The sequence below is a fragment of the Lebetimonas natsushimae genome, assembly GCF_002335445.1.
In the GTDB taxonomy this organism is placed as follows: Bacteria; Campylobacterota; Campylobacteria; order Campylobacterales; family Nautiliaceae; genus Lebetimonas; species Lebetimonas natsushimae.
The window spans coordinates 2501-14163 of the sequence record NZ_BDME01000006.1 but is presented as its reverse complement, the minus strand read 5'-3'; the positions used below and the strand labels follow the sequence as shown (position 1 = coordinate 14163).

9 protein-coding genes and 2 rRNA genes (1 of these 11 cut by a window edge) are annotated in these 11663 nt (G+C 35.8%); 3 read left to right on the top strand and 8 right to left on the bottom strand.

Features of this window, described 5'->3' with window-relative positions; all coding sequences use genetic code 11:
- Positions 1 to 53: 53 nt before the first annotated feature.
- Both LNAT_RS07090 and LNAT_RS07085 read right to left on the bottom strand, forming a co-directional pair.
- Positions 54 to 956, bottom strand: a complete 903-nt coding sequence (locus LNAT_RS07090; RefSeq protein WP_096259823.1) for a Ppx/GppA phosphatase family protein — start codon at positions 954 to 956, stop codon at positions 54 to 56.
- A gap of 64 nt (positions 957 to 1020) precedes the next feature.
- A complete protein-coding gene (locus LNAT_RS07085; protein ID WP_096259821.1) occupies positions 1021 to 2256 on the bottom strand; it encodes a glutamate-5-semialdehyde dehydrogenase in 1236 nt (411 codons plus the stop codon).
- A gap of 207 nt (positions 2257 to 2463) precedes the next feature.
- Here LNAT_RS07085 and LNAT_RS07080 point away from each other — a divergent pair, with 207 nt between their 5' ends.
- Positions 2464 to 3483 (top strand): NAD(P)-binding domain-containing protein, encoded by a 1020-nt coding sequence (locus LNAT_RS07080; RefSeq protein ID WP_096259819.1) that lies wholly within the window; start codon positions 2464 to 2466, stop codon positions 3481 to 3483.
- Here the strand turns inward: LNAT_RS07080 and LNAT_RS07075 are convergent.
- Positions 3480 to 3719 carry a hypothetical protein gene (locus tag LNAT_RS07075; RefSeq protein ID WP_096259817.1) on the bottom strand — a complete coding sequence of 80 codons (240 nt, stop codon included), beginning with the start codon at positions 3717 to 3719 and terminating at the stop codon, positions 3480 to 3482. The genes LNAT_RS07080 and LNAT_RS07075 overlap by 4 nt on opposite strands.
- Before the next feature lie 39 nt (positions 3720 to 3758).
- Here LNAT_RS07075 and LNAT_RS07070 point away from each other — a divergent pair, with 39 nt between their 5' ends.
- Positions 3759 to 4487 carry an SIR2 family NAD-dependent protein deacylase gene (locus tag LNAT_RS07070; RefSeq protein WP_096259815.1) on the top strand — a complete coding sequence of 243 codons (729 nt, stop codon included), beginning with the start codon at positions 3759 to 3761 and terminating at the stop codon, positions 4485 to 4487.
- Between the two features lie 24 nt (positions 4488 to 4511).
- Positions 4512 to 4853, top strand: coding sequence for a NifB/NifX family molybdenum-iron cluster-binding protein (locus tag LNAT_RS07065; protein ID WP_096259813.1), 342 nt, complete (start codon positions 4512 to 4514; stop codon positions 4851 to 4853).
- Here LNAT_RS07065 and LNAT_RS07060 read toward each other — a convergent pair.
- From LNAT_RS07060 to LNAT_RS07040, 5 genes are all read right to left on the bottom strand, one after another.
- Positions 4834 to 6039 carry an MFS transporter gene (locus LNAT_RS07060; protein ID WP_096259811.1) on the bottom strand — a complete coding sequence of 402 codons (1206 nt, stop codon included), beginning with the start codon at positions 6037 to 6039 and terminating at the stop codon, positions 4834 to 4836. The genes LNAT_RS07065 and LNAT_RS07060 overlap by 20 nt on opposite strands.
- Positions 6040 to 6061: 22 nt before the next feature.
- Complete coding sequence (locus tag LNAT_RS07055) at positions 6062 to 8083, bottom strand: ATP-dependent helicase (RefSeq protein ID WP_096259810.1); 2022 nt, start codon at positions 8081 to 8083, stop codon at positions 6062 to 6064.
- Positions 8084 to 8110: 27 nt separating this feature from the next.
- The gene (gene fliW, locus LNAT_RS07050) at positions 8111 to 8479 is read right to left on the bottom strand and encodes a flagellar assembly protein FliW (RefSeq protein WP_096259808.1); all 369 of its coding nucleotides are present in this window, start codon (positions 8477 to 8479) and stop codon (positions 8111 to 8113) included.
- 471 nt (positions 8480 to 8950) lie between these two features.
- Positions 8951 to 9066, bottom strand: a 5S ribosomal RNA gene (gene rrf / locus LNAT_RS07045).
- Between the two features lie 75 nt (positions 9067 to 9141).
- Positions 9142 to 11663, bottom strand: a 23S ribosomal RNA gene (locus LNAT_RS07040); it runs 384 nt beyond the window's last position.

The following is an 11663-nucleotide window of genomic DNA, read 5'->3' as shown; positions in this document are numbered from 1 at the left end:
TTTTTTGAAATTATATCAATTTTCATAAATTTTACACTTTTTATTATTTTTAATTATCCATTTTCCATTCTACATTCAGAAACGGCAACTCCTTCTCTAACCCCGTCATCACAAACCACACATTCTTTATATTTGGTAAGTTTAAAAATTTCTCTGAAAATATAAATACCTGTAATTATCAAATCCCCTCTTCCAATTCCAACCAATTCCTCCCTTTTTTTCATTTCCATCTTCATAAGTTTTTCTCCCCAGTAATCCAAATCATCAAGTGTTACAACAGTCCCGTTTACTTTTTCAGGGTCATATGTATGATAATTCATTCCTTTCTTCAAAGCTGCGATAGAAGTCGGGGTACCGCTGCTTGCAGCAAAAATTTTTGGTTTTTTATATGTTGAAAATACTAAATCAATAAAATCTTTAAAAACTTTTGTCTGTTTTTTTACAGCCAGTTTTATCGCATCGGGAGTTTTATATTTTTGGGTGAAAGTTACAATTCCGAGTTTATAACTCTCACTTATTACATTATCTTTATTTTTTAAAATAAGTTCAGTCGAACCTCCTCCTATATCTACCAGAAAAAACCTCTCATTTTCATATCCGCACTTTCCAAGGCAGCTTTCTACTGCAATTGCGGTATATTGAGCCTCTTCATAAGCAGAAATTATTTCAAATTCCACTCCGGTTTGCTGTTTAATTTTTTCCAATACATACTCTTTATTTTTTGCACTTCTAAGCGCTTCTGTTGCAACAGCTTTTATTTTATCTTCACCAAATCTTTTTTTGATATCTAAAACTCCTTCAATTATTCTCTCAATTGCCTCGTCAGTTATTCCACCGGTCTCTACCAGTCTATCAGCTGTTTTTATAATTCTTTCAAATTCATCCAGTTTTTCATTTGTGGCACAGTCATATTTTACCGCCCTGATTGTATTGCTTCCCAAATCAATTGCTATCATCTTAACCTTTCATTTTTTTTCATTTTTCACTTTTCATTTTCTATTTTCCATTATCAATTATCCATTAATTTCTTATCTGTCCGTTGCCATATATCTTATATTTATATGTTGTCAAATCATCTATTCCCATAGGACCTCTTGCATGTAGTTTATTTGTTGAAATTCCAACTTCAGCTCCAAATCCGAAAACTCCCCCGTCGGTAAATCTGGTTGAGGCATTCACATATACACAGGCACTGTCAACCCTGTTCAAAAACTCTTCCGCAACCGAATAATTTTCTGTTACAATACTGTCACTGTGTCCGCTCCCGTATGTTTCAATGTGAGCAATTGCATCTTCAAGATTGTCAACGATTTTAATTGAAAGAATTTTATCAAGATATTCTGTATGCCAGTCTTCTTCTGTTGCTTTTTTTATATCAATATATTCAAGTGTTATTTCACATCCTCTAAGTTCAACCCCCTCATTTTCCATTGCCTCTTTTATTTTAGGTAAAAATTTACCTGCTATGTTTTTGTCCACTAAAAGAGTTTCCATTGCATTACAAACACCAGGACGCTGAACTTTGGCATTAATACAGATTTTCACTGCTTCATCTAAATTTGCATCTTCATGTACATAAACATGACACAAACCTTTATCGTGTTTTACGACCGGAACTTTTGAATTTTCACTAACAAATTTAATTAATTTTTCACCACCTCTTGGAATAATTAAATCCACATATTTATCCTGTCTGATAAGCCAGCTGACTCCGTCACGGGAATAATCGGGAATTAAAGAGATAGCTTCTTTTGGAAGTTTATTTTTTTCCAAAACATATTGAAGAATTTCAATAATGGTTATATTTGAGTTCATCGCTTCTTTTCCGCCTTTTAAAATACAGGCATTCCCGCTCATAAAACAAAGTCCCGCCGCATCACTTGTAACATTTGGTCTGGATTCATAAATAATACCTATTACACCGATTGGAATTTTTATTTTTTCTATTCTAAGACCGTTGTCCAAAACCCATCCGTCTATTACCCTGCCGACAGGGTCTTTAAGTTTTGCAATATCCCTGAGTGCTTCAGCCATTGCTTTAATTCTTTTTTCATCAAGAAGCAATCTGTCAATCAATGCAGATGAAAGATTAGCATTTTTTGCATATTCCAAATCTTTTTTATTGGCTTCAATAATCTGATTTTGATTTTTTTCTAAACTATCAGCCATTTCATTTAAAATTTTTCTTTTTATCTCACCTTTTAATGTAGCTGTTATTCTGCTGGCCTCTTTTACATTTTGTAACACTTTTTCCATGCCAATCCTTTTTTGTATATTATTTTACCATAATTAATTTAAGTTAATAAAAAATCCCGTAAATTGATGAATAAACATTCATTAATTTTAAAAATTTTTTTCTATTTCTAAGAAACGTTACTATTTTACACATAAAAATTAATTAAAAAGAATATTTGAAACATTAAGAAATAAATAGGATATAATAAAACAAAAAAAGGAGTATTAATGCCTCAAAATTCATGTGATAAATTATATGATTTAGTAATCATAGGAGCAGGGCCAGGGGGCGTAGCAAGTGCAATTGAAGCAAAACTGGCAGGTATTAATAAATTTTTAATTTTAGAAAAAGCGGATAATCACAATGATATGATTAGAAAATTTTATAAACCGGGAAAAAGAGTAGATAAAGACTGGCAGGGTAAAAAATTTGAATTTATAGGAAATGTGACATTTGATGAATGTTCCAAAGAAGAATATTTAGAACAAATGGAGAAAAAAATCAAAGATCACAAAGTAGAAGGCAGATTTTATTACAATCATCACGTATATGCTGTTAAAAAAATATGTGATAATATTTTTGCAGTTGCGACTGACCATGAACTCGGAGCTATCTTGGCTAAAAATGTAATAATATCAATCGGAAGAATGGGTAAACCGAACAAGCCTTCTTATAAATTCCCTGGAGCAATAAGACCAAGACTTAATTTTAACCTTGATAAAGTACAGCCAGGAGAAAAAGTACTGGTTGTCGGTGGCGGTGACACTGCGGGTGAATATGCTTACGGGCTTGTAGATATGAATATAGGTTGCGATGTAACTTTAAATTACAGAAGAGACAAAATAACAAGAATGAATCCTACTAATAAAGACATTGTGGAAAAATATATAAAAGAAGGAAAACTTCATTCTAGACTTGGTGTAGACATTGAAAGTGTAGAACCCGTTGAAGAAGATGTTGAAAAAGGAATAACACCTCCAAGGGTAAAAGTAAATTATAAAGACGGAACCAGTGAAATTTTCGACAGGGTTGTATATGCACTGGGTGGCACAAGTCCTGTAGATTTCTTAAAAAACAGCGGAATTGAACTAAATGAATGGGGTGAACCTGCTCACAATGAAGAAACAATGGAAACAAACATTCCGGGATTATATACTATAGGGGACGTTGTAACAAGTGCCGGAAGCATTGCATTAGCGTTTAACCATGCATATTTAGCAGTTAAAGATATAGCCAAAAAACTTTAATTTTTTTTGGCTTCACATTTTAAAACTTCTATATTTTTAATTTTTTCCACCCTTTTAATCAATTCATCAAGCTCTTTAAGCTGTTCCTCACATTTTTTTTGAAGTTCATCTTTTTTTTCTTTAAGTATTTCTAATTGTTTTTCAATTTGTTCAAGTGGAATTTCACAGTTTTTTGCAGCCTCTTCTTCTTTTTCAAGCGCCCATTCGGTCATTTTTTTGATAAAATCTTTTAACATAAAAGCTCCTTTTTTAGAAATTATATCAAAAGGTTAAAAATGCAAGATATAACCAAAGCAAAAGAATTAATTGAATCTTCAGACTTTATTGTTGCATTTACCGGTGCCGGTATTTCAGTGGAAAGCGGAATCCCTCCATTTAGGGGGCCAAACGGATTATGGTCAAAATATGATCCTAAAATCTTGGATATGGATTTTTTTCTGAAACATCCAAATATCAGCTGGAAATATATAAAAGAAATCTTTTACGACTATATGTATGATGCTAAACCGAATATTGCACATTATTGCCTGGCTGAACTTGAAAAAAAAGGAAAATTAAAAGGAATAATTACACAAAATATCGACAATTTACACCAGGAGGCAGGAAGCAAAAATGTAATTGAATTTCACGGAACTACCAAAAAACTTGAATGTATAAACTGTAAAAGCAAATTCAATTCAGACACAATTTCTCTTGAAAAACTGCCGCCTTTGTGTCCTAAATGCGGAAGTGTTTTAAAACCGGATTTTGTATTTTTCGGTGAGCCTATTCCAAACGTTGCTTTTGAAAAATCCATAGAACTCGCAACAAACTGCGACTTGATGATTGTTATAGGAACAACTGGAGAAATAATGCCTGCAAGTCAGATTCCATATATTGCAAAAGAAAACAGGGCAAAAATTATTGAAATAAATCCGAATCCGTCCAATTACACCAATACAATTACCGATATTTATTTACCCTTAAAAGCAACTGAGGCTTGCCAAAAATTAAAAAATTTATAATATAATTGCAAAAAAAGGTTAATCATGATCATTGCATTTCCTACATCCAATGAAAAAACCGTTTGCGAATATATCCCTTTTTGCAAATATTTTTTAATTATCGATACAGAAAAAAATGAAAAAAAACTTATAAACAATCCAATGTTTGAAAAAGTTAAAAAAGAACATATTAAAAAACGGGAATGTGGTGAAAACGCTCTACACACTGGAGAAATAATCCCTCAATTTTTAAAAAATTTAAATGTGGATATATTAATAGCAAAAAAACTTGGGGAGGGAATGTTGGATAATCTTGAAATAAAAGAGATCAAATACAAATATACTGATAAAAACAGTATCGAAGAAATCATTCAGCTTTTAATCTAGTTGCAAAAAATAAACCTGTTAAGAGCATACAAACTGTAAAAATATATAAAACATTATAACCAAAGTGTTTTAAAATAATTCCCCCGGGAATTGCAAAAAACAAACCTATTGAAGTAATGGTGTTTTGAACTGCCACATAAATAGGCCTTTTATCTTCACTTGCTATTTCAAATAAAAGATTCATACCGCTAATTTTAAATCCGTCCATTCCAAAACCGATTAAAAAGAAAATCAGTGCATAACTTGCTACATCTTTTGCAAATAATGCAATAATAAAAGCAATTATTACAAAAAAATAAGACAACAAAATAATTTTTTTATAATAAGGTGCCAATTTTTTCCAAAAAAGATTTCCAAAAAGAGCCCCAATCATCTGAACTGTCACAAAACTACCCACAATCCAACCTGTCAAATGTATTGTTTTATTAGCTTTTAAAATAACAAAAGGCAAAGCAAATAAAACAGAATAACTAAAAAATATTGTGAATATCTGAATCTGCAAAGCCTTATCGGTTTTTAAAAACAAAAATGCATTTTTTAAAAATTTAAAAAAATTCTCTTCTTTAACCCTTACATTTTCTTTAACAGGCTCTTTTATAGATGAAAAAGCAAGAACACCTATACCAAACAAAAAAGCACTGGCTATAAATAAATATCCGTAACTCTGAGGAGGTGGAAATGTGTTAAGCACCCATCCGGCAATCCCTCCGCTGATTATCGCACCTATGGCGGAAAAAAACTGCCTGTTAGCCATTGATTTACCACGCTGGGTTTTATTAAATATTTTTGCAATTATTTCACTGAAATATACGGCACCAAACCCTGCTGAAAAAGAAAATATAAAAAGAAGTATTCCAAATAAAATAAGAGTTAATTTAGGATTTTTATCACCTATAATTAAAATTACCATACCTATTAAAAACCAGCTTAAAAATCTTGCTAAAAACACTTTTTTCATAAAAGGCATTACAAGTTTGAAACTTTGAGCATAAAAAGCGGCAAACAGCTGTACAATTATCGCCCCTCCTCTTAAAAGTGATGTAAAAATACCCACAAGTATTACACTCTCACTAAAATGATGAATAATTAAAGGTAAAATCGTAGAGGGTTCTGCAACGCTCATAGCCACTGCCAAAAAGAATCCGTGCAGTATATTTTTTATATTGTTTTCTTTATAATTATTCATTTTCTCTCCATTTTCAATTTCATTATGAATTTATATTGTATCCAGCTTCAATTAAAAATCTGCTTGGTTCGTATTCTATATTTTTAATTCTGTCCCTTTTTGCCAGCATAAAAAACAATTTATCCTTTGCACGTGTTACAGCTACATAAAAAAGACGCCTCTCTTCCTCAATCCCTCCAGCCGGTTTTGAGAGTTTAATATTTGGAAATCTTTTTTCCATCAAATCCACAATGTAAACCTCTTTAAATTCAAGTCCTTTACTGGCATGAACCGTAAGCAGATTAACGCCTTTTCCTTCACTCATTTCAGAACTGCCCAATACTAATGCATTTATAAATTTCTCTAAAGACGAATAATTTTTCAGCAAATTTCCTAAAATTGCAACCTTTCTTTTAATTGCCTCTTTTTTTTCCTCATACAGATTCATATCAATTTTTCCGTTTTTATTACGGGAACGTTCTTTTGCAAGATTAGAGGTAATATGTTCAAATACTTTAGAATTAATAACCTCATTAAAAATAGAATGCGGATTTTTAAGAATATTAATCCTTTTTAGTAACAAATAAAAATTATACAAAAATTCCGCCCCTTCCACGCTTAATTTTGGATGTTTTAAAATAGGATTTTCCAAAAATTTATCTTCAAATCCCAGATTTTTAAATCTGCTGATACTGCCAAGTTCCTTAAAATCATCAAAAAGCCCTAATTGATATGATGTTTTTTTATTTACAAAAACTTTTTTTTCAAGATTTGGCTTTAAAAACCCGTTTATTACATCACCATCACCCAAAATCATCAATGCCTCAAACAAATCAGTGGCAATTGAATTACCTATACCTTTTGCATATTCAACTATATGGACAAAAGACATAATATCCTTTGGATTTAAAATAAAATATAATATATCAAGCGTTATTTTAATTTCCCTGCTTTCAAAAAAACTTGTTCCGCCTTTTCTTTTGCATTCAATCCCTTTTTCCCTGAGCATTGCCTCAATAGTATCAGCTGAAGAATTATTTCTGAATAATACAGCAATTTCATCTCTTGGAGTGGTTGAAGTATAAATTCTGTTTGCAAGGTCTCTATATTCTTCAAATGTATCATTATAAATCAAAACTTTAGGAAACTCCCCTGAATACCCTCTTGTTACTTCAAGACTTTTAGGATATATTCTTGGATTGTTCGCAATCACTTTATTTGCGATAGCTAAAATCTCCCCATAGCTCCTATAATTTTTCTTTAATGTAAAAACTCTTGAATTCTTATATCTTTTATCAAATGTGGAAATAATATTGATATCTGCCCCGTTAAACGCATAAATACTTTGGTCATAATCCCCCACACAGAAAAGATGTTTTTTAACGTTTTCAATAAATTCATTCTGCAGGGGATTGGTATCCTGATATTCATCCACCAAAACTTCAACAAAAGGATTATCAATTCCGTTTTTTAATTTATTTATCATTCTAATAAGAAGAGAATCAAAATCTACCAGATTATGCTCTTTTTTAACTTCTTCAAATTCTTCAAAAATACTTTCATATACTAAAACATATTCTAACTGATTTGGAGCCTTTTTTTCTAAAAAACTCTCAAGACTTTTTTCATTGGAATTTAAAAAAAGAGAATAAAGTTCAAATAGATAATTGGCAGAATACGGCTTTTCTTCTCCTAAAATTCTGTTAAAATCCCTTTTTGAATAAATAGAACGAAACAATATTTTCATATCTTTTGGAGTCTTTAAAACAATATTTTTATTTAATTTTCTAAGCCATCTGTAACTTACTGCATGAAACGTTCCGGCTTCTATCTCTTTTGCAGTGGGGATAAAACGTGAAAGTCTCTCAACCATTTCATTAGCAGCTTTGTTAGTAAAAGTCAGAAGCAGAATTTGTTCAGGTTTTATTCCGTTTTGAAGCAAATATGCAATTCTACCTACAATTGTAGAAGTTTTTCCGGTCCCGGCACTTGCAATTACCAAATTATGTCCAAGCTCGGCAGTAGCAGCCGCATACTGTTCTTCATTTAATTTACTTAAAGGCAACTCCACCCTTTTTTAGGTGGAATTATACTATTCTTTTACAAAATCTCCTATTTTTAAGTAACCCTCATTTTCTAAAATAACTTGAGCCATAGTGTTATTTGATTTATTAAAAATAAAAGGGGCTTTAAAATTGACAATTGCTTCAGTAATTGGCTCTTTCATAACAACGTTTGAATACACTTCAATGTCAGAATTTTCATTTAAATCAAGTAACACCTTTATATCAGCGGGAACTTCAAAATCATAATCATTGCGCAATATAAACGGATTTACCAAAGTAAACAAAACATTACCATCAGTATCTTTTAAAATTGCAAAAGTATCATCTATTTTTTGAAGTTCAACTTCACTTATATTTTCAAATCCAGGAATTGGCTTTTTTACTAAAAATTTCATTTATTTTTCCTTTATTTTTATATTAACATAATTTTAACAAAATATAATTAATAAAGAAATATTTCGAATTCATTTATCCTAAATGAAAAAATAAATACTTATCGATTATATATTATTTAATTAAATGCAAATAAAAAATATCTTATTATTATTATTTAATTAACACATTTGATTTTATTAATATTAAAAAAATGTATAAAATGTTAAATAAAAATAAAACCAAAAATATCTTAATATAAATATATAAAAAAAGAAAAAAATTAATTAAAAGATGTATGTAATTAAAAAAAAGAAAAAATTTAAGAATTCTAAAAAAAATTAACAATAAAAAAAAATTAACTAAATTAAAAAAACAACATAAGAGATAAATAAAATTGTTAGAGAAGATTATAAATATTAATAAAGAGGGAATTTAGTTAATAATTATTAGCGCCAGACACCTTTGATTAATAATAAAGTTAACATATAAAAGCTTAGCGGGGACCTACTTTCCCACACCCGAAAGGTGCAGTATCATCAGCGCTGGAGGGCTTAACTTCCTGGTTCGGAATGGTTCAGGGTGTTTCCCCTCCGCTTTGCCCACTAAGCTTATATATACTAACTTATAATTATTTGTTGTTAATTGATTGATAATTGGCTGTTAAAAGTCTTGTCACACACCGCAAGTAAAGCCATTCGGGTTATTAGTACTGGTCAGCTCAACCCCTTGCAGGGCTTACACCCCCAGCCTATCAAGCAGGTAGTCTTCCTGCACCCTCATGGGAAGGCTCATCTTGGAGTGGGCTTCCCGCTTAGATGCTTTCAGCGGTTATCCCTTCCGAGCTTGGCTACCCAGCGCTGCTCTTGGCAGAACAACTGGTACACCAGTGGCTCGTCCAACCCGGTCCTCTCGTACTAGGGTCAGCTCTCCTCAACCTTCCTGCGCCCACGGCAGATAGGGACCGAACTGTCTCACGACGTTCTGAACCCAGCTCGCGTACCGCTTTAAATGGCGAACAGCCATACCCTTGGGACCTGCTCCAGCCCCAGGATGCGATGAGCCGACATCGAGGTGCCAAACCTCCCCGTCGATGTGAGCTCTCGGGGGAGATCAGCCTGTTATCCCCGGGGTACCTTTTATCCTTTGAGCGATGGCCCTTCCACTCAGAACCACCGGATCACTAAGACCGACTTTCGTCTCTGCTCGAGGTGTCTCTCTCGCAGTCAGGCTGGCTTGTGCCTTTACACTCTTCAGGCGATTTCCAACCGCCTTGAGCCAACCTTTGTGAGCCTCCGTTACTCTTTAGGAGGCGACCGCCCCAGTCAAACTACCCACCAGGCACTGTCCCCCATGAGGATAACTCATGCGGGTTAGTAGGCAGGATATCCAAGGGTGGTATCTCAAGGACGGCTCCACCCGAGCTGGCGCCCGGGCTTCTCAGCCTCCCACCTATCCTGCACATGGATATCCCACCTACAATGCCAAGCTGTAGTAAAGGTCCACGGGGTCTTTCCGTCTTGCCGCGGGTAGGAGGAATTTTCACCTCCACTACAATTTCACTGGATCCCTCCCTGAGACAGCCCCTCACTCGTTACGCCATTCATGCAGGTCGGTATTTAACCGACAAGGAATTTCGCTACCTTAGGACCGTTATAGTTACGGCCGCCGTTTACCGGGGCTTCGGTTCACCGCTTCGCCCGAGGGCTAACGGATCCCCTTAACCTTCCGGCACCGGGCAGGCGTCACACCCTATACTTCCTCTTACGAGTTAGCAGAGTGCTGTGTTTTTGGTAAACAGTCGGCAAGAGCGCTGCGCTGCGACCCCGTTCGGCTCCAGGAGCAAGTCCCTTCACCTACTTGGGGCACACCTTATCCCGAAGTTACGGTGCCAGTTTGCCGAGTTCCTTAGGGAGGGTTCTTCCACGCGCCTTAGAATACTCATCCCGCCCACCTGTGTCGGTTTACGGTACGGGCTACTAACAACTCAAACGCCTTAGAGGCTTTTCTCGGCTCGGGGCATCATCGATTCCCCCTCCGCTCCGAAGAGCTTTGGAGGCCTGTCGGGTCTCGGGCTATCGCTAGGCGGATTTGCCTACCTAGCACCCTACACCCTTCGAGCCACTATTCCATCAGTGACCTCGATTAGCCCCAAGCGTCCCCCCATCGGCTCGTTGTTAGTAGGTAACGGAATATTAACCGTTTTCCCATCGACTACGCCTTTCGGCCTCGTCTTAGGCCCCGACTAACCCTACACTGACGAGCATCGTGTAGGAAACCTTGGGCTTACGGCGAATGGGATTCTCACCCATTTTATCGCTACTCATGCCTGCATGCTCACTTGATGCCGCTCCACTGCTCCTTACCGGTACAGCTTCAACGCTGACATCAACGCTCTCCTACCACTCCTACTATGTAGAAGTCTACGACTTCGGCGGATGGCTTTAGCCCCGTTATATTTTCGGCGCCTCCCCGCTCGACCAGTGAGCTGTTACGCTTTCTTTAAAGGATGGCTGCTTCTAAGCCAACCTCCTGGTTGTCTAAGCAGGAAGACCTCCTTTTCCACTTAGCCATCACTTGGGGGCCTTAGTCGGTAGTCTGGGTTGTTCCCCTCTCGACATAGGATTTTATCACCCTACGCCTCACTGCCAGGATTCCACACTAGGTATTCGGAGTTTGACAGGGTTTGGTACAGCTGTGGGCCGCCCTAGCCCTATCAGTGCTCTACCCCCTAGTGCTACCTCCTGACGCTGCACCTAAATGCATTTCGGAGAGAACCAGCTATCACCGAGTTTGATTGGCCTTTCACCCCTATCCACAGGTCATCCGAAGGCTTTTCAACGCCTACCGGTTCGGTCCTCCACGGGCTCTTACACCCGCTTCAACCTGCCCATGGATAGATCACCCGGCTTCGGGTCTGCAGCCACTGACTATGTCGCCCTGTTCAGACTCGCTTTCGCTTCGGCTCCCCCTCTCGGGTTAACCTCGCCAGTGACCACAACTCGCAGGCTCATTATGCAAAAGGCAGTCCGTCACCCTTGTCCGAAGACAATAGGGCTCCGAATGATTGTAGGCAAGCGGTTTCAGGTTCTATTTCACTCCCCTCACTGGGGTTCTTTTCACCTTTCCCTCACGGTACTTGTGCACTATCGGTCTGGCAGGAGTATTTAGCCTTGGAAGGTGGTCCTCCCATATTCACTCAGGATA

Coding starts and splice junctions, on each gene's coding strand:
- LNAT_RS07060 (WP_096259811.1), bottom strand. CDS start 6,039: ATGAATAATTATAAAGAAAACAATATAAAAAATATACTGCACGGATTC.
- LNAT_RS07080 (WP_096259819.1), top strand. CDS start 2,464: ATGCCTCAAAATTCATGTGATAAATTATATGATTTAGTAATCATAGGA.
- fliW (WP_096259808.1), bottom strand. CDS start 8,479: ATGAAATTTTTAGTAAAAAAGCCAATTCCTGGATTTGAAAATATAAGT.
- LNAT_RS07075 (WP_096259817.1), bottom strand. CDS start 3,719: ATGTTAAAAGATTTTATCAAAAAAATGACCGAATGGGCGCTTGAAAAA.
- LNAT_RS07065 (WP_096259813.1), top strand. CDS start 4,512: ATGATCATTGCATTTCCTACATCCAATGAAAAAACCGTTTGCGAATAT.
- LNAT_RS07090 (WP_096259823.1), bottom strand. CDS start 956: ATGATAGCAATTGATTTGGGAAGCAATACAATCAGGGCGGTAAAATAT.
- LNAT_RS07070 (WP_096259815.1), top strand. CDS start 3,759: ATGCAAGATATAACCAAAGCAAAAGAATTAATTGAATCTTCAGACTTT.
- LNAT_RS07085 (WP_096259821.1), bottom strand. CDS start 2,256: ATGGAAAAAGTGTTACAAAATGTAAAAGAGGCCAGCAGAATAACAGCT.